20 protein-coding genes are annotated in these 17,961 nt (G+C 62.4%); 13 read left to right on the top strand and 7 right to left on the bottom strand.

The features are described from left to right. The first annotated feature begins 39 nt into the window (after positions 1–39). From ACK3R5_RS13475 to ACK3R5_RS13460, 4 genes are all read left to right on the top strand, one after another. Positions 40–513, top strand: a complete 474-nt coding sequence (locus ACK3R5_RS13475; protein WP_411967324.1) for a pyruvoyl-dependent arginine decarboxylase — start codon at positions 40–42, stop codon at positions 511–513. 171 nt (positions 514–684) lie between these two features. Further along, positions 685–1,533 carry a sensor histidine kinase gene (locus tag ACK3R5_RS13470; RefSeq protein WP_411965832.1) on the top strand — a complete coding sequence of 283 codons (849 nt, stop codon included), beginning with the start codon at positions 685–687 and terminating at the stop codon, positions 1,531–1,533. An 88-nt stretch (positions 1,534–1,621) separates the two neighbouring features. Then, a complete protein-coding gene (locus tag ACK3R5_RS13465) occupies positions 1,622–2,005 on the top strand; it encodes a DUF5811 family protein (protein WP_411964592.1) in 384 nt (127 codons plus the stop codon). 117 nt (positions 2,006–2,122) lie between these two features. Further along, positions 2,123–2,284 (top strand): hypothetical protein, encoded by a 162-nt coding sequence (locus ACK3R5_RS13460; RefSeq protein WP_411967323.1) that lies wholly within the window; start codon positions 2,123–2,125, stop codon positions 2,282–2,284. A gap of 38 nt (positions 2,285–2,322) precedes the next feature. Here ACK3R5_RS13460 and ACK3R5_RS13455 read toward each other — a convergent pair whose 3' ends face one another. The 4 genes from ACK3R5_RS13455 to ACK3R5_RS13440 all read right to left on the bottom strand — a co-directional run bounded on the left by ACK3R5_RS13455 (position 2,323) and on the right by ACK3R5_RS13440 (position 6,229). Then, entirely contained in the window at positions 2,323–2,661 is a 339-nt protein-coding gene (locus ACK3R5_RS13455; protein ID WP_411967322.1) for a hypothetical protein, read from the bottom strand. 108 nt (positions 2,662–2,769) lie between these two features. After that, complete coding sequence (gene infB, locus ACK3R5_RS13450) at positions 2,770–4,572, bottom strand: translation initiation factor IF-2 (protein WP_411967321.1); 1,803 nt, start codon at positions 4,570–4,572, stop codon at positions 2,770–2,772. Positions 4,573–4,697: 125 nt separating this feature from the next. Continuing rightward, positions 4,698–5,336, bottom strand: a complete 639-nt coding sequence (locus ACK3R5_RS13445; protein WP_411967320.1) for a PH domain-containing protein — start codon at positions 5,334–5,336, stop codon at positions 4,698–4,700. Between the two features lie 2 nt (positions 5,337–5,338). Further along, a complete protein-coding gene (locus ACK3R5_RS13440; protein WP_411967319.1) occupies positions 5,339–6,229 on the bottom strand; it encodes a hypothetical protein in 891 nt (296 codons plus the stop codon). A 360-nt stretch (positions 6,230–6,589) separates the two neighbouring features. On the opposite strand from ACK3R5_RS13440, the gene ACK3R5_RS13435 reads away from it, so the two are divergent. Both ACK3R5_RS13435 and ACK3R5_RS13430 read left to right on the top strand, forming a co-directional pair. After that, positions 6,590–6,835 (top strand): PRC-barrel domain-containing protein, encoded by a 246-nt coding sequence (locus tag ACK3R5_RS13435; RefSeq protein WP_411964586.1) that lies wholly within the window; start codon positions 6,590–6,592, stop codon positions 6,833–6,835. Positions 6,836–6,842: 7 nt separating this feature from the next. Beyond that, positions 6,843–7,301: an NOB1 family endonuclease gene (locus tag ACK3R5_RS13430; protein WP_411964585.1), complete on the top strand. Its 459-nt coding sequence runs from the start codon at positions 6,843–6,845 to the stop codon at positions 7,299–7,301. A gap of 18 nt (positions 7,302–7,319) precedes the next feature. Here ACK3R5_RS13430 and ACK3R5_RS13425 read toward each other — a convergent pair whose 3' ends face one another. Further along, positions 7,320–8,057, bottom strand: coding sequence for a lysostaphin resistance A-like protein (locus ACK3R5_RS13425; RefSeq protein WP_411964584.1), 738 nt, complete (start codon positions 8,055–8,057; stop codon positions 7,320–7,322). Between the two features lie 195 nt (positions 8,058–8,252). Between ACK3R5_RS13425 and ACK3R5_RS13420 the strand changes: the two genes are divergently transcribed. Both ACK3R5_RS13420 and ACK3R5_RS13415 read left to right on the top strand, forming a co-directional pair. Then, positions 8,253–9,263 (top strand): DHH family phosphoesterase, encoded by a 1,011-nt coding sequence (locus ACK3R5_RS13420; protein WP_411967318.1) that lies wholly within the window; start codon positions 8,253–8,255, stop codon positions 9,261–9,263. Positions 9,264–9,405: 142 nt separating this feature from the next. Then, the gene (locus ACK3R5_RS13415) at positions 9,406–10,746 is read left to right on the top strand and encodes a TIGR00341 family protein (protein ID WP_411967317.1); all 1,341 of its coding nucleotides are present in this window, start codon (positions 9,406–9,408) and stop codon (positions 10,744–10,746) included. 40 nt (positions 10,747–10,786) lie between these two features. Here ACK3R5_RS13415 and ACK3R5_RS13410 read toward each other — a convergent pair whose 3' ends face one another. Continuing rightward, positions 10,787–12,079 (bottom strand): glucose-6-phosphate isomerase, encoded by a 1,293-nt coding sequence (locus ACK3R5_RS13410; protein ID WP_411967316.1) that lies wholly within the window; start codon positions 12,077–12,079, stop codon positions 10,787–10,789. A gap of 73 nt (positions 12,080–12,152) precedes the next feature. Here ACK3R5_RS13410 and ACK3R5_RS13405 point away from each other — a divergent pair, with 73 nt between their 5' ends. The 3 genes from ACK3R5_RS13405 to ACK3R5_RS13395 all read left to right on the top strand — a co-directional run bounded on the left by ACK3R5_RS13405 (position 12,153) and on the right by ACK3R5_RS13395 (position 14,287). Then, positions 12,153–12,686: a hypothetical protein gene (locus ACK3R5_RS13405; RefSeq protein WP_411967315.1), complete on the top strand. Its 534-nt coding sequence runs from the start codon at positions 12,153–12,155 to the stop codon at positions 12,684–12,686. Positions 12,687–12,846: 160 nt separating this feature from the next. Further along, complete coding sequence (locus tag ACK3R5_RS13400; RefSeq protein ID WP_411967314.1) at positions 12,847–13,320, top strand: DUF5812 family protein; 474 nt, start codon at positions 12,847–12,849, stop codon at positions 13,318–13,320. A gap of 115 nt (positions 13,321–13,435) precedes the next feature. Beyond that, positions 13,436–14,287: a hypothetical protein gene (locus ACK3R5_RS13395; protein WP_411967313.1), complete on the top strand. Its 852-nt coding sequence runs from the start codon at positions 13,436–13,438 to the stop codon at positions 14,285–14,287. Positions 14,288–14,302: 15 nt separating this feature from the next. Here ACK3R5_RS13395 and ACK3R5_RS13390 read toward each other — a convergent pair whose 3' ends face one another. Continuing rightward, positions 14,303–14,671 (bottom strand): hypothetical protein, encoded by a 369-nt coding sequence (locus ACK3R5_RS13390; protein ID WP_411967312.1) that lies wholly within the window; start codon positions 14,669–14,671, stop codon positions 14,303–14,305. A gap of 156 nt (positions 14,672–14,827) precedes the next feature. On the opposite strand from ACK3R5_RS13390, the gene secF reads away from it, so the two are divergent. Then, positions 14,828–15,694, top strand: coding sequence for a protein translocase subunit SecF (gene secF, locus ACK3R5_RS13385; protein WP_411967311.1), 867 nt, complete (start codon positions 14,828–14,830; stop codon positions 15,692–15,694). Beyond that, positions 15,691–17,262 (top strand): preprotein translocase subunit SecD, encoded by a 1,572-nt coding sequence (gene secD, locus ACK3R5_RS13380; protein WP_411967310.1) that lies wholly within the window; start codon positions 15,691–15,693, stop codon positions 17,260–17,262. Before secF ends, secD begins: the two co-directional genes overlap by 4 nt. Positions 17,263–17,961: the final 699 nt, after the last annotated feature.

Here is a 17,961-nt window from a genome sequence, read left to right as displayed (position 1 = left end):
ATTCGTAACCGCCTTTTGAGCAGACGCTCTCGTTCACTCATGAGCACGATTCGCGTCGTCCGCGGGGTCGGTACGGCCCCGACGGAGATGGCGTCGTACGACGCCGCCCTCGCCGCCGCCAATATCCACAACTACAACCTCGTCACCGTCTCGTCTGTCGTCCCCGCGGACGCGACAGTCGAGGAAGTCGACGTCGCACCTGACCTCGGCCCCGCCGGCAATCGACTGACTGTCGTGCAGGCACGGGAGACGACGTCGACGCCGGGTGAACGCGTCGTCGCTGGTCTCGGATGGGCCACCGGTCCCGGCCCGGGCCTGTTCTACGAAGCGTCTGGTGGCGACGAAGCGTCCGTCCGCGAGTCGATTCGCTCTGGTCTCGACGCTGGCCGTGACCTCCGCGACTGGGAGTTCGACGACGAACAGGTCGCACTGACGGCGGCGGAACACGAAGGCGACGGCTACACGACTGTCGTCACCGTCGCCGCCTACGGACAGAGCGAATCACTCTTCTGAGAACGAACCGGAGAACGTCGCTCACGTCGTCGTCACGCCATCGGGCCGAGACGGATTCCCCGCGTCGTATACGTACCACCTACATATCTGTCCGACCGACGTACTCATCATCCGGTGTCGTAATGGCTCTGTATGAGAGTGGTGACCCCGTTCGACTTGTCCGCGCGGCGTATCGCGGTAATTTACGCCGTCTTCGGATTTCTGTGGGTCACCGGAAGCGATGCAGTCGTCGAACGACTCCCGAACCACCTCATCTTTCATACTGCGACGGGATGGGCGTTCGTCGTCGTCTCTGCAGGCCTCGTCTACGTCCTCGTCACTGCGAGTCACGCCGAACTCTCCCGCACGTCGTCGCGACTCGAATCCACGAACGCGCACGCGACCATCCTCCATCGGGTCCTCAGACACGACATCAGAAACGCCTGTACGTCGATACTGGGCTACGCTGAACTCGTCGAACCACGGCGGGACGTTCGCGTCGCCACCGACCCTGTGGAGGCCATTCAAAAGCGAGCGAACCGCCTCGTCGAAGTGAGTGACGAAGTCTCCCTCTTGCGCTCTGTCGAACAGGCCGAGGGGACTACCGTCGAATTCGACATCTCCCGTGCTGTCACCGACGCCGTCCAAGACGCTCGACTGGAACACCCCTCGGCGTCCCTCTCGGTTTCCGTGCCTTCGTCTCTGTCCGTGGTGGGCCACCCCGCGTTACCACGTAGTATCACCGAACTCCTCGACAACGCAGTCGTTCACTCAGACCGAGCGGCACCGAACATCGATGTGACGGCACGCCGACAGGGAGATGTGGCCTGCGTAGTCGTTACTGACGACGGCCCGGGGATTCCCGACATCGAACGTAACGCGTTGAATCTCGGTTCCGAAAGCCCGCTCACACATACGAGCGGTGTCGGACTCTGGTTGGTCCGCGCCATCGTCGAAGCGTCCGACGGGTCGCTCGATATCGAGTCGCTGGTGCCGCAAGGGACCGCTGTGACCCTGTGCGTTCCCACAACCGGTTCGTAGCTCTCAGTTTTCGAACTCGAATACGTTCAGGAGACAATCGTGGTTGACGACGGGTTTTTACACGTCCTCCCCGTATCCCAGACGACTGATGAACGGGAACAACCCATATGCGGGCGCTCCCGGCGTAACTGGTGCCGGTCAACCGTCGCAGGGGCACGAACTGACGGGTGACCAGATGGACTCGCTCCGCCGAGTTGTCGCCGGCATCGTTTCTCAAACAGAATCGTATCTCCCCGAGGGATTCGCCGTCGGGTCTGAACTCTCGACCGGACCGAACGGGCCACTGGCGACTGTCGCCGTCCACCCGCCGGTGGGCCACCCCGTCAGCGCGGGATTCTCGCCCGACGCCGACGAACTCGACGCTGGCCTCACCGACGAGGACCGTGACGAAGTCGCTCGCGGACTCGCCGCCAGTGCGGCGTTTCAGGTGATGAGCGCCGTCGGCGACGACATCACACCCGCCGCCCGGTAACTCCGTCGTCGGGTCGCCTTCTCGAACGGTCACGACTCTTCGAGAGCGTTCGCGTCCTTCTGTTCGTCCCACGAGAATCGCAACAACGCACTTGTATCTTCACAGAGTAGTCAGCGTATGGTATCTCTCTCCAGTTACGCCGACGAGATTGGTCCGACGACGTTGATTATCGTCGGATTCCTGCTGTTCGTCTTCCCCGAACCGGCGACGTCCGCCCTCGGTGCCGGGTTGATGCTGTTCGGGGTGGCCTACTGGTTCTGGGAGTGGAACCGGCCGTAAGCCAGTGTAGAATCGGCCGTAACGCACAGCATCGGGTGTTAGACGCCCCGACGGCGGCGGTTCCCGCTGGTGTCGTCACGACGTGCACCGTCGACGGCGTCGAGCGACGCATCCACCGCATCCAACGGGGGTTCGAGCGCGTCGAGTGCGGTGCCGATGTCCGACTCGGTCGGTGACCGCGGTGCCGCGACGAAGAGGCCGTACGCGAGCACTGCGACGGAGACCAGTCCACTCGCACCGACGAGCGGTGAGACTGGCAGGTCGGTGAGCGTGCCGACCAACAGGCCGAGGAACAACGGGAGCGGAAGCGTGGCCAGGATGAGGTCGTATCGGGTCGCTTCCGAGACGATGCTGTCGCTGAATGTTCGTGTGCGCATTATACCACCTACTCGTGAATGACTCGTTTCTACTACTAATTCGTTACGCCGTTGTCCTGCGGTTTGACAGGTATTCGTCGGTGGTGACGACGGAACCGACTGTGTCGCCTACTTGCCCCAGAACGGGTCCCGGCGACGATGCTTGTCGAGATAGCCAGAGAGCGCCTCCAGTTCGTCGACTGGGATGTCGTCGCGGAGTTCCTGTTCGAGAATCTTGGCGTGTTTCTCCGGGAGTTCAATCCAGAGTTCGTCGCCCTCTTCGATTTGGCGGCCGACAGTGGGGCCGTCGATGGCGACGCTGACGCGTGACCCGGCGCGGGCGCTCGACACGTCCTCACCGTTCTCCTGAATCCCCGAGAGTTGGCCGACGCGCTTCGGCTCGTTGTCCTCCCACTTCACGACGTTCATGTTGTTCTTGATGGTCCCGGACATGATTTCGACGCCGACGACGGCGGGGTTCGACTGCCGGAACGTGTGGTCCTGGAGAATCTGGAAGCGGCACGGGCGGACGATTTTGTCGAGAATCGTCTCCTGCTGGGCGCGCTTCATCTCGTCGACGTACTCCTCGTACTCATCGACGAGTTGGTAGATGACGTCGTCTTCGAACAGTTTGACGTCGTTCTTGTCGAGTTCGTCTTCCGCGTTCGAGAGCACGTCGACGTTGAACCCGAGGATGACCTTGTGTTCCGGTTCGCGGGCCGTCGACGCGACGGCAACGTCTCGCGGGGCGATATCACCGACTTCGGCGCGGAGGATTGGGACTTCGGCCTCCTGCAGTGCGTTCGCCATCGCTTCGAGACTCCCGAGCGTGTCGGCTTTGACGACGACACCTTCCTCTTCAGTCGTCACCTCGATATCTGCGAGTTCGGCTTCGACTTCGTGGATGACTTCCTCGACGTTACGGTCACCGACGACGCGCACGGGTGCGCCAGCCATCGCGTCTTCGAGGTCCGGTGCGGCGATTTTCACACCTGCGGCGGCGCGCACCTCGTCCACTTTGTCGAACCGCTTTTCGGTTCGAATCTCGGCGTTCGGGCGCGGTTGGAGGAGCGCGCGGACTTCGGTCACGATGGGTTTGTTCGCGCCGCCGACGACGATGGTGTCGCCCGCGTGAATCGTCCCGTCGTAGAGCACCACGTCGAGCGTGGCACCGAAGCCTCGTTCCTCTTTGACTTCGAGGACGGTTCCGTACCCCGGTCCGGCCACGTCGATGGCCATCTCGTCTTTCATGTAGCGCTGCGAGAGGCCCATGAGGACGCCCAGCAAGTCCGGAATACCCTCACCGGTCTTCGCGGAGACGGGGACGACACCGATGTTCTTCTGGAAGTTCTGGACACGCCAGTAGAAATCAGAGGAAAAGCCCTTGTCGGAGAGTTGGCCGATGAGTTCGTAGAGACTCTCGTCGAGTTTGGATTTCGCGCGCTTGGACTGCGCGTCGAGAGATTTCTGGATAGGTTCACCCTTCTGTGGATTCCATCCGGGCGTCGTGTCCACCTTGTTGGCGGCGACGATGAACGGCGTCCCGGTTCGTTTGAGGATGTCGATGGCCTCCTCGGTCTGTGGCTGGAAGCCGTCGTTTACGTCGACCACGAGTATGGCGATGTCGGCCAGCGCACCACCGCGCGAGCGGAGCGTGCTGAACGAGTGGTGACCGGGCGTGTCGATGAAGAGCAGGCCCGGCAGGTCGAAGTCCTCTGGCTTGACGAGGCTGCCGGCCATCTGCGAGACAGTCTCTAAGGGGACTGCAGTCGCGCCGATGTGCTGGGTGATGGCACCGGCCTCACCCTCGCTGACGGCAGACCCGCGAATCTTGTCGAGGAGACTTGTCTTCCCGTGGTCTACGTGGCCCAGAACGGCCACGATAGGTGTGCGAAGCGTATCGGATTGTGACGTCGAATCAGTGTCGGACATGGAGAATCGCCCCGGAGAAAGTTCCTTACGGCTTTCGAGTCGGTGACTCAAGTTAAGTCCATCGTCACGACTTGAGGCGACGGCGGCGGTGGAGCACCCCGAGTGCGACCGCGTCGGTGGCCCGGTTACACCGAGACGAGACTGCGAATGCTGTCCGCGAACGACCCCGAACGCTCCATATTTCGCATCCGAATCTCGAGCGAGTGACCGCCACCGCTGGCGACGATGACGTTCCCCAGACCGACGAGACTCTCGGTGATGGACTTGCGCTCTTGGACACCGCGGACCTTCGAGCGCGGAATCTCCTGACGAACGAGCGAGATGAATCGGTACTCCTTGATGATGCGGTTCGTCGTCACGTAGTACGTCGTCAGCGAGTTCGTCCAGTAAGTGTGGATGCCTACCGAGAACAGGTAGAGTCCCACGACGAGTGTGGCCGTCGGGTAGACGTACGGATAGTAGGTGAAGTACAGGAGGTACACCGTCAGTGCGAGAAGTGGGACTCCAGTCGCCACCTTCACCCGGGCGACGCGCTGGGTTGGGTGTCGCGTCTCGAGAACCTCTTCGCCGTCGGAGAGTCGCGGTTTACTCGGCGAGACGACGTGGACGTACGCCCCGACGGCGACGATGAACGCACCGAACAGGACGAACGGGATGCCGACGTCCGGTGGATAGGTCTCTTGTCTGAAGTAGAACCACCCGCCCGCACCGACGAACGGGAGGCCGAGAACCGAACTCCAGAGCGCTGGTTGACCACGGGCCACGGTCAGTACCCCCTCACGAGGTTGTGCGCGATACCGAGCACCGACAAGAGAAAGCCACCGACGGTCAGCACGAACGGGTCACTCAGTGCGTCGAGTTCCTCGGCGGACGCATCGTTCGAGAGGAACCCACGAGTCGGCGTCGTGGGTGTCGAGGCGTTCTGCGGCGTGGTCGTCTGGTCTGTCCCCGCCGGTTCCTCCGTGGTCGTTTCGGGGGTTGCCGTGGTCGGTTCGGGTGTCGTTGTCGTCGGTTCGTCGGTCTGCGTCTCGGTCTGCGTCTCGGTCTGCGTCTCGTCGCCGGACTCCGACGCACCCTCTGAGACGTCCCACGAGACGCCGTTTTCGCTCACTGTGGCAGTCACCGTCATCGGTCCAGAAACGGAGAGTGGGTAGCTATAGGTCGCGTCCGTGTAGTCGCCACGACGCGGTGGTTCGACTTCGACGGTCACGCGCTCGACGGCTTCGAATCCACTGACGTCGCTGCCTTCGATGACTGCGTAGCCGTCGTCGTCGATGTAGACCCGTCCCGGATTCGTTCCGAATCCGTCGTCGCGAATCTGTGCCACGCTACCGATCAATGGGTCGCCGTTCGGCTTCACCACGCGAACGTCGACGAGGTGGGCGGTCGGTAAGACGATTTCACCGATGTCGACGGGTTCGGTGCCGACATGGGCGTCTTCGAACATGTAGACGTGTGGCATGCCGTCTTTCGTCGGTTCGAGGTCACTCCTCGAATCTGCCTTGTAGAAACAGAGTTCGTACTGGCTGTTCGTCCTGACCTGGATTTCGAACTCGCCATCGCCGTTCGTTCGCGTTGAGTAGAAATCTGCACCTGCTGCGTTGATCTCGTCGAACGAGACGGTAGCCCCGCTCTCGGCGACGAGTTTCCCTGACACTGTCGTTTGCTCTGCTCCGGACACTGTCCCAGTCCCTGCAGCCACGACACTCGCCGAGAGTCCGCCTGCGACCCCCGCCCGTAAAAACGAACGGCGAGTTGGCTGATCGTTCATACTTCCTGAATGGAAGTGTGCAACTTATACCCTCGTTTTGAGTAAATCGGCAGACAGCTTGGAGGCTGCGGTATTTTTGGTTCGCCTCAGGGGAAGTGATTCTCTGGGTTGATAATTATGGTTCGCTGAGCATTTCCGCGAGGGCGGTCGCGCTCCGACCCTGGCGACGTCGCTCGACGCAAATCCGTCGGCCGTCCGTCAGACAGGCCCGTGGCGTTTATGGTAACCCACGAGGAACGGTTGTTCATGGCCGACATACTCGCCGAGAACCTCTCCGGAAAGGCCGTCATGGGGTCGGACGGGACGGAACTCGGGATGCTGTACAACATCACGATGGACCTGAAGACGGGCACGCTTCACGACTTGCTCGTCCAGCCCAACGAAGAGATTGCCGCTGGTCGCGTCGCGTTCGACAGGGACGACAACGGACGGTTCCGAATCCCGGTCAATCGCGTGCAGGCAGTCAAAGATTACATCGTCGTCCAACGATAAATTCCTCATGCGGATTCTCGACTCTTCTGCGTTCATCCACGAGTACCACACTGACGACGAGACGGCGTCGATTCCGCTCGTCAAAGAAGAACTCACGGGCGAACACGCCTTCCGATTCGACGCCCACGAAGGTGCCGGGATGTACGTCCACATCCCCGGACAGGGAACCGTCGACAAGGTGCTTCGCGCCGCCGGTGAGACGGGCGACAAAGACACGCTCTCGGAGACTGACGCTCGCCTCATCGCCGCGGCGTTCGAACTCGACGCGATACTCGTCACCGACGACTACGCGATGCAGAACGTCGCCGAGCGACTCAACGTCGACGTCGAAGTCATCGCCCAGGACGGCATCTCCGAACAGCGCGACTGGAAGTTCCAGTGTCAGGGCTGTGGCCGCGAGTTCGACGAGAACAAAGACCGCTGTCCCATCTGTGGGATGGACCTCTCGCGGAAGAACCCGGCGTAATCCGGGCCGCAGCGGGGTTCAGATTAGTCCGGTCGCCTGCGCGTAACTGGCGAGGAACTGGACCGCGTTGAACAGGCCGTGAGCAACGGCGGCGACGAGCAGGTTGCCGCTCTTCTCGTAGATAACCGCGAGGACGCTCCCGAGGAGGAACACCATCCCGAGCGAGATGAACATCCCCTCTCCCGAGAACGACCAGAGGTGAATCGAGGCGAACACCGCACTCGAGAGGACGACTGCCGGGGCAGGACCCCACAGGCGACGGAGTTCGCCGTAGGCGATACCGCGGAAGACGAGTTCTTCGGTCGGACCGACGAGGAAGATAGTGACGACGGTGAGATAGAGGAAGTACACCGGGTTCTCGCGGCCCTGCTGAGCCAACACGCTCTCACCGCTCTGGATATCGAGGACGTTCATCAACGCCGTCGCCACGAGATAGACGCCGAGAAGCGCACCGAGGCCGGCGGCAATCCACACCAGGTCACGTCTCGTGGGGCGTTCGAGTCGAATGATATCCCAGTCGCCTCGCGAGGCGATGTAGCCGAGTCCGACGACGCCGAACCCGACGAACTGGCCGGCGCTGGCGATGGCGTCGACGAGGGGGTCCGACGAGGGAACGAACCCCGTCGCGATGCCACTCGCGATAGAACCGAACAACGCACCGACGATGAGGGCGAGCGCGACGACGATGATGATTCCGCCGTACGCCTGGAGATGCTCGCCGGGACTCGCAGACGACTGGACGGAGTCCTGAGCCATTGCCCTCCCCTTCGGAATCAGGCCGGATAACGGATTCGGGTCGCTGTCGCCGTCGCAGGTGCTGTGGGTGACGACGCGCCCGCCCCGCAACTTGCCGTCCCCGCCTGAAACTTGCTCGTCGCGTCGCTCTCTCGGCGCAAACATTCAGGGATGACAGTGTAAATACATAATCCGTCTGGGCGCCTACGACTATAGATGCGACCATCCCAGCGACTCTTCGAACTTCTCGAAGGGGGGACAGAACTCAACATCGTCTGTCACAACAACCCCGACCCGGACTGTCTCGCGAGCGCACTCGCACTGGGACGGATTGCAGTCGCCGCCGGCATCGACGACCCTCACATCTTCTACAACGGCGATATCTCTCACCAGCAGAATCGGGCGTTCGTCAACCTCCTCGACATCGAACTGATGGACTTCGACATCGACGTGATTCGGGACCGCCCCTCTACTTCGCTCCTCGCGTTCGTCGACCACTCGACCCCCGGCGCGAACAACAGCGTCCCCAACGGAACGTCGCTGGACATCGTCATCGACCACCACCCGTCGAACGATATCGACGCCGAATTCGTCGACCACCGCGAACACATCGGTGCCGCCGCGACGATTCTCACAGAGTACCTCCGCGACCTCGATATCGAATTCGACGCTGCGCTCGCGACGGCGCTCTTGTTCGCGATTCGCCGCGAGACGCTCAACTTCCTCCGTGGTGCGACGAGCGAAGAGTACGATGCGGCGGGCTATCTCCACGAATTCGTCGACGAGGGATTACTCCGCCGCCTGTCGGCACCGCCCGTCACTGGAGAGACGCTGGACGCCATCGCGACGGCAATCGGCAATCGAGTGGTGAAACAGTCGGTGCTCATCTCGAACGTCGGGCGGACTACAGAGCGAGATGCGCTCCCACAGGCCGCCGACTATCTCGCCACCCTGGAGGGCGTCGAAACCGCCATCGTCTTCGGCATCATCAACGACGGGATTCAGATTAGCGCCCGGTCCCCGGACGCGCGGATACACGCTGGCAACGTCCTCAGAAAGGCCTTCGAAGACGTTGGGAGTTGCGGCGGCCACCACGACGTCGCGGGCGGCGAAATCCCGCTCGGAATCTTCGCGGACTACACGAGTGACGACGAGACGTTGATAGCTATCGTCAGGTCCGTCGTCACCGCGCGACTCTTGGCCGAACTCAAAATCGACGAGAAGTAGCGACTGTCGATGGGGTTTCGAGGCGACTCGGAGACGGTCAACAGTCCACGCTTCGGTACGGTATCTGACGCGTGACTGTTGGAGTAAAACGAACGAACGAGTTGCTAAGTTATCATTTCTCGTGGCGTATCTCTGTGCGCAGATGCGCCTCGTTCACGTACTCATCCCGGTTGGTAGACTAGAGAGCGTCCTCGACGAGTTAGACGAAGAGGGAATCGACTACGCAGTCAGCCAAGAGGTTGGACGAGGCGAGTACGAAGCACAGGTTTCGTTTCCCCTCCCGACGAGCGCCGTCGAACCGGTGTTGACGCGACTTCGAAACGTCGGACTCGAAGAAGACGGCTACACCATCGTCGTCTCGGCGGAAACCGTCGTCTCGAAGCGATTCGACGTGGTCAAAAAGAACTACTCGGAACTCTCGCTCTCGCGTGCGGAACTCGTCTCGCGGGCCGAGGATATGGCACCCCCGCTGTCGACGTTCGTGGTCATGACCATCGTCAGTGCCGTCGTGGCGACGACGGGGTTGCTCTCGAACTCGGCGGCAGTCATCATCGGGGCGATGATTATCGCGCCGGTGATGGGCCCGGCGATATCGGCGTCCGTCGGGAGCGTCCTGTACGAACCGAAACTGTTCCGTCGCGGTGTCGGACTCCAGGTGTTCGGCGTCTTGCTCGCCATCGCCAGTGGCCTCGTCTTCTCGCTCCTCGTCAAAGAGACGCTGTTGGTGCCGCCGGGATTCAACCCGATAGAAGTGCCACAGGTCCAAGAGCGCCTCACGCCGAACATCCTCTCGCTGGTTCTCGCCGTCGGCGCGGGTGTCGCCGCCGTCTTCAGTCTCACCCGTGGCGTGTCGTCGGTGCTCGTGGGTGCGATGATTGCCGTCGCGTTGGTTCCACCGGCGGCAACCGTCGGCATCGGTATCGCGTGGAACGCACCGCTCGCCATCGTCGAGGCGGGGACGCTCTTGCTCGTGAACATCCTCGCAGTGAACCTCGTCGCGCTCAGTCTCCTGTGGATGAGCGGGTATCGCCCCGTCTCGGAAGACGACACGGGATTCGCCCGAAAGCGGACCATCCAACTACTCGGCATCATCACGTTCGCGCTCCTCGCGTTGGGCATCGTCCTCGTCGTCGTGAGTCTTCTTTCGGTCGCAGACGCCCGGTTCAAAGCGGACCTGAACGACGAGATAGCCGACGTACTCACCCAAAACGAGTACCGCAACGTGCGACTCGTCGAAGTCCACATCGACGTCTCGCCCGTGCAGGGGCTCCTGTTCAGTGACGAACCCGAAGTGACTGTTCTCGTCGATTCACCCGGTGGCATCCCGCCGTCTGGGTTGGCCGAGGAGATTCGCACAGTCATCAGAGACGAGCAAAGCTACGACGTCATCGTCGTCGTCGAGGCTGTGGACGTCTCGCTCCCTGCCGACGACGACGCGACGATGACAGAACGGGTGGCCACGCCGCGACTGCTGACGGCCTGACTCCTGCTGGCGGCCTGACTACTGCCGTCGGTCTGTCTTCTTACTCGACGACGAGGCGTTCTTTGTCCGCAACTGCGTCTGCTTCCTCGAAGTCACCGCCACCAAGCAGGCCGCGGGCGGCGCGTTTGCCCCACTCGACGGCCGGTTGGACGAACGTCTCGACGTTGGCGAGTTCGCCGTAGAGGACGCAGGCCGCCTCCATCGCGTAGAGGAGTTCGCCGAGGCCGTACTCGTCCACCCGGTCGATTTCGATGCGGACGTTCGGCCGGTCGGCGGCGACGAGACTCGCCTCCGTCGCCTCGAACTCTGCATCGAGGAGTTCACCGAGCGACGACCCTCCGAGGTAGGCGAGTCCGTCGAGGTCGGTTTCGGGGATTGCGACGTCGTCTCGGTCGGTGGAGCGGACGAGCGTCACGAGTTTGTCGCGCGGGCCGGCGCGGTACAACTGGAGTTGGGAGTGCTGGTCCGTGGCCCCGAGGGCGCGAAGCGGCGTCTGTCCGAGGCCGTCTTTGCCGAGGGACTCGGCCCACAACTGGGCGAACCATTCGGAGAACGTCTCTAGCGACTCGGCGTAGGGCATCATCGCGTTCTGGAGCATGCCACGCTCAGCGAGGGCGTAGGAGACGGCACCGTACGCGTAGGCAGGCGAGTCGAAAAGCGAGGCAGAGAGGCGGGACTCCTGTGCCGCCGCGCCCGCCAGCACCGCGTCGATGTCGTGCCCGCAGAGCGCCGCGGCGGCGAGTCCGACCGTCGAGAGGACGGAGAACCGACCGGGGACGCCGTCCGGGACGGGGAGGAGTGGCAAGTCGTGTTTCTCGGCCAGGTCACGGAGGTTCCCCTCCTCACCGGTCGTGACGAACGTTCGGTCGGCCCAGTCGACGCCGGCGTCGGCCATCGCCTCGCGAACGACGAGGAAGTTCGCCAACGTCTCCGCCGTCGTCCCCGAACGAGAGACGACGTTGACGACGGTCCGCGACAGGTCGAGTGAGTCGAGGAGGCGTTCGACCGCTTCAGGGTCGACGTTGTCGAGATAGTAGGCGTCGACGTCGCTGTCGAGGGCGTCGGTGAGCGTGGCCGCGCCGAGGGCGCTCCCGCCGATGCCGACGGTGACGACTGCGGCGGGGTCATCGAAGCGACTCACCGCGTCGCGAATCGCGTCGGGGTCGGTCCGACTCGGGAGGTTCAGTGCTTCGTACCCGTGTTCGCTCGCTTCGCGTCCCTGTTCGATACGCTCGTGTGCGGCGGCGACGCGGGTGTCGAGTCGTTCGAGCGTCGCTCGTGAGACGCCGTGTGCCGAGGCCGTGTCGAGCACGTTTCCGAGGTCAACCTGCATGCGAAAGTTGGCGTCGGCCGGCGTGAAAACGACATCGGTCGGTTTAATCACAACCGCTCCCAAGGGCCGCCCAATGGCAGACGATTACGGCGGTGTCTTCGGGGCGTTCCCCTACGCATTCCGGCACAGCGAATCGTTGCTCTTCAAACTCTACGTCCTCGTCGGTGCCCTCGCCTCCGGTATCGTCTCGTTGTTCGTCATCTTCGGACTCGTCGTCCTCATCGGGACGACTGCCGCCGTCCCCGGGGGCGCGCTCACGCTCTCACGGCCGTTCTACATCCTCGTCGGCCTCTTCATCGTCGCACCGCTCGTCGCCCCGGTGCTGTTCGTCGCGCGCCGCCATCGGCGGACCGGGTCTGACCGCCGATACGACCTGAGTCTCGCGCTGACGGGCTTCCTGTTCGTCCTCTCGGTGTACGTCGGCCTCGTCATCTCGGTGCCGACGGACCTCCAGACGCCGCCACAACCGTTCACGCTCGGTCCGCTGACCGTCTCGGCGCTCGTCCCCGTCGTGGAACTGCTCTACGACCTGCCGCCGCTGTACGCCCTCGTCCCGCCGCTTGTGTGTGCGCTGGCGATTTACGGCGCCCACAGACTGCTTCGGTGACGTTCACTGACCGCTCGGTTGCAGTCACGAGTCGGTGTGGTCCCGTCTCACTATTTGAACTCTCGCACCAGTCGCCACGTTCGTCTCCCGTGTGACTTCTCGGCACACGGCGTCGAACGCGCCCGAAACGGGGAAAAGGCGCGACGGCATACACCGGGTGATGACCGAGTCCGAACGAACGGGGACGTTCCTCGTAACCGCCGCCGACGAGCAGTCGGCAGTGTTGAAAGACGTACACTCCGGGCAAGTACACACGCTCTCGTCGAACCCCGGTGTGTCAGAGGACGAGGCCCTTCGTGGCACCGTCGCGCCCGACCCACCGATGAACGTCTCGTGGCAACTCGTGGACGTCGAGACGCGATGGACCGTCTCTGTCGAGCGCTCGTCGGAGTCGCCGACGACGAACTCCCGAACGATAGCTAGCGAGAACCCCGAGGGCGAACTCGTCACCCAAGAACGAGCGGGGACGGGCGAGATTCACATCCTGTCGGTGCCCGAGGAGATGACAGAACAGGCCGTCGACGACATCCTCGAAGACAGAGAAGGACTGCTCTCGCGGGCGGCACGACTCGAAGTCAACCGCGTCGAGATTCGCTCCAGTTCCGGCGTCGTCTCGGTTCGGTACATGCCCTGAGAGACGCGACCTAGGCTTCGGGTGCCGTCCCGCCATCGACCGGCGTTTCATGTCGAATTTTCTGATATAGCGGATAGATTATATCACCGGGCTCTGTATCTCGGCCGAGACGCCGATGACGCCAAGCCCACCGCAACTATCACGCCGGGTTCTCGCCGGCATCTGTCTCACGGTTCTCGTCTCAGTCATCGGACTGGTGTTAGTCACACCGATGGTACTGCCGGCGGCGTCTGGCACGACACTGTACGACCAGTCGTGGCAGTCGACGGGAGACCAGCCACGGGACTTCACCTCGACAGAGAACATCACCCTCGTCGGATATCTGGACGAACCGGTCGTGTTCAGACACACTGTCGCACACGATGCGGAGAACGCCTCGGTAGAGGCCCACGGTCCACCGCCCGGTACCCATCCCGACCCGAACCAGACGTACTCGTACGCGGTGAAATACCGGAACCTGACTTCCGACCCGGCTGTCGAGTACAAACGGACTGAACACGTCAACCCCATCGGCGAGGTTTCTGCACCCGACGCCTGCATCAGACGAGACACCGTCACGTTCGAGCGAGAACAGTCGCGTGACGTCACTCGATACCAAGACGGGATGCACGACATCGAGAACACCGTCGTCGGGGGACTCCTTCGGTTCGAGGCGACCGAAACACCTCGTGGAACGGTCCTCACTCCCAAGACAGGGCTCTATCGAGCGAAAGGACGGACTCCTTCGGACACCAGAGTCGTCTACATCTCGCAGGCGGACGGCCAGTTAGTGAGGCGAGACGGCCGTGTCGTCGACGCAGAGATGGTCGTGCGCATCACGATGGCCGAGACGATAGACGGACGCATCCTCGACCCACTGGGTGAGGTCCGGTCGTTCGACCTCGTGTACAGCGTGCAGTACTCTGCTGGCCCCGTGACCGTCGCCGTGCCCGAGTGGGTCAGTACCGTCGAGAGTGCTTGCGGATAGTGGTGATAGAGCAGGTTACGACTGTTTTCCGGTGGTCGATGCCGGTCCGTCGGCGCTCTGGACGCACCACCCGCCGTGGACGCTTCCCTCGCGTTCGACGAACTCCACGTCGGTGTCGCCGTCGAGCGTCGTCGCTCCCTCGGGTTCGAGTTCTTCGACACGAAGCGTCAGCGTCAGCGAGTCGCCGCAACAGCCGACGTCTAAGAACTCCTCCCACTCGTCGCCCGCCCTCGCTTCGTCGTGGATTCGCCGGATGTAGTTCACGAACCGGCCGGCGGTCAACTGGTCGCGCCCCCACGCGCTCAGTTCGTCGGGGAAGGAGACGACGACTCTCGACGCCACCAGTTCGCTCGCCGTCTCTGTCGCAGTCGCGTCACTCGTCATAGGTCAGGATTGTCGGTCCGAGACTATGGGCCTGTCGCGGATTCGCCGGCACACCGTCAGACCGTCTGTCTCGACACCGTCTCCTATCACGGGTCTCGGTACCGTATCCTACCGCACATAAGAAGCCTTATTCGCCATCGCTCAGGACCGCAACGCATGGTCGAGTTTACGGTACCGGAGGTAGACTACACCCGGTACACGAATCGCCAACTCGCGGCCGTCCCCCTCGCGGTACTGGCAGTGGCCTTGCTGGTCATCGCAGGGTGGTACGTCGTGACTGGTGCGCCGGTCGACCCGGGCGTCGATTTCACCGGTGGCACCGAACTCCGTATCGCCACGGATGCTCCGCAAGACGAGGTCAGTGCGGCGTTCAGTACCGCACCCGAATCTATCCGCTCTGTTCCCTCCGAGAACACCTACGTGCTGACGTTCCAGGCTGGAGGCGGTGCGTCCACGACGGAACTCGAACAAGAGGCCGAGGCGGCAGGCTACGAAGTCCGCTCTATCGACTCGGTGTCGGCGAACTTCGGTTCCGACACGCAGTTGCTCGCACTCGGCGGCGTCGCCATCGCGTTCCTCGGGATGAGTATCCTCGTGTTCGCGATGTTCCGCACGTTCGTCCCCTCTATCGCCGTCGTCATCTCGGCGTTCTCCGACATCGTCATCCCGGTGGCGCTGATGAACATCCTCGGCATCGAGTTGTCGCTCGGAACCGTCGCGGCACTCCTGATGCTCATCGGGTACTCCGTCGACTCGGACATCCTCCTGAACAACCACGTCCTCCGGCGCTCCGGTGACTTCTACGAGTCTACCTACCGCGCCATGCGGACGGGTGTGACGATGACGCTCACGTCCATCGCGGCGATGATTGTCATGACGATTACGGCGACGCTGTTCGGCATTCAGTTGCTCGCCGCCATCGGAACCGTCCTCGTCTTCGGTCTCACGGCCGACCTGATGAACACCTACATGCTCAACGTGACGCTCCTTCGCTGGTGGAAGTTCGAGGGGGTGGCGAAATGAGCACCCTCCGCGACAACTGGCGGGTCATCCTCCTCGTCGTCGCCATCCTCGTCTCGACGTTCGCCCTCTTCTCGCCGACTGTCGGGTCACAGCCCGCCGTCGGTGAGGACGACAGTTTCACGAACCTCAAATACGGCCTCCAACTCGACGGGGGGACGCGCATTCGCGCACCCCTCATCGGCGTCACGGCCGAAGAGGTGGAGTTCAACGGTGACTCCGAACGCGTCGTCGAACAACAGGTCGCCGCAGAGTTACCCGACGCCGACGCCGCGGACGTCATCGCCCGACAGGGCGCAGAGTCCAACACCGTCGAAGCGACCATCGAGAACGTCACGACAGACGAGTTAGGGCAGGCGCTCGACGCCGCCGGATACGCCCACGGCACCGTCAGAGACGGCGTCACCGAGACGACGCGTCAGGAGACGGTTCGCGTCCTCGAATCCAAAATCAACGAGGCAGGGCTCTCCGGCGGGACAGTCCAGCAGGTGACCACCGCGACGGGCGAACACTTCATCCTCGTCGAGGTACCGAACCGTGACCGCCAGGACGTCATCGACCTCGTCGGCGAACGCGGGACGGTCCAAATCGACATCTACTACCCGACCACGGAGAACGGGACGCGAACCTACGAGACCCGCGAGGCCGTCTTGACACAGGCCGACTTCACGTCCATCGGGACGGCACAGGAACCACAGACGGGTGGCGGCGCGTTCGTCCCCGTCTCGGTCCGTGACGAACCCGCAGCAGACTTCCAGCAGGCAGTCGTCGACACTGGTCTCGCCCAGCAGGGCGGCACCCGGTGTACCTACATGGACGAAGGCGGGCAGGAGACGACCGACGCCTGTCTCCTCCTCGTCGTCAACGGCGACGTCGTCAACGCCTTCGGGATGAGTCCCGGCCTCGCCGACGGCATGCGCTCCGGCGAGTGGGCAGCGGCCCCGAGTTTCCAACTGCAGACGCGCAACACCTCCGAAGCACAGGAGATTGCCATCAACCTCCGCGCCGGTGCGCTCCCGGCGAAACTCGACCTCTCGGGACAGGACGGCGGCACGTCGTCGTACATCTCCCCGAGTCAGGGTGAGAACTTCAAGTTCGACTCGCTTCTCACCGGTATCGTCGCCGTCCTCGCCGTCGCCGGCGTGGTCTTCATCCGCTACGGCAAACCGGAAGTCGCACTCCCGATGATAGTCACCGGCCTCTCCGAGGTGTACGTCCTCCTCGGATTCGCCGCGCTCATCGGCTATCCGCTCGACCTCTCGGTCATCGCCGGGTTCATCGCCGTCATCGGGACGGGGGTGGACGACCTCATCATCATCGCCGACGAGGTGATGGGCGAAGGGTCGGTGAAGTCACGCAAGGTCTTCCAGTCACGGTTCCGCCGTGCCTTCTGGGTCATCGGTGCCGCCGCCGCGACGACCATCATCGCGATGAGTCCACTCGCCGTCCTCTCGCTCGGTGACCTACAAGGGTTCGCTATCTTCACCATCCTCGGTGTCATCATCGGTGTGCTCGTCACCCGCCCCGCCTACGGTGACATCCTCCGAATCCTGTTGACCGACGACCGCTAACCCCGACCGAAGACTCCTATTTTTCTGTCGCCGTCGGACTGAGCGACCGACGCTCGTCGTATCACCTGCTCTGACGGAACGACTGCGCCTCTGAGTCGGCGGCAGTCGGATTCGAACACCGACTTCCACGAACGGTCGTTCACCACGGGTGGGTGAACGGTTCCGTCATCCGAGACGCGGACGGATACCGAAGACCAAGATGAATATACGAATACTGACTATTGAAAAGAAACATACGAAGATTGGTGGTTCAATACGACTGCTATCGGTGCCGTATTCACATTCTCTCATGGTGACTTCCGACCGTGAAAAATACAACATCGGATAGATGTACCGGCTGATTGAGAATATTTATGGCTGAATTTCCCAGTGATGGGGCGACTTTATATAGGATATTCAGATTTTGCTCGGGACATCCGGTACCTCATCAACTGAACGCTCACCAGTCAGTTCGCCCGGACGTACCAAATTGAGATGTATAACATAAATCCGAAACATTGGGTGTACTTTGGAAGGCGATTCATCGTCGACGAGGACCGGTGCATCTACGGCCGGGAGAGGCCGTTACACGTGTACTACTGTAATCTTCGGCGGCAAGGCCGGGAGGGAGCTATCTCCTGGAAACGTCCCCGTCGTCTCGTCAGGGGTGAGCACGCTCCCGTCCGTCGACGAACTGGACCGGCAGCGCCAGAATCTGGG

This window comes from Haloferax sp. YSSS75, from assembly GCF_046764215.1.
Taxonomy (GTDB): Archaea; Halobacteriota; Halobacteria; order Halobacteriales; family Haloferacaceae; genus Haloferax.
The sequence above is the reverse complement of the archived record's forward strand: the minus strand, read 5'-3'. Positions and strand labels throughout refer to the sequence as shown.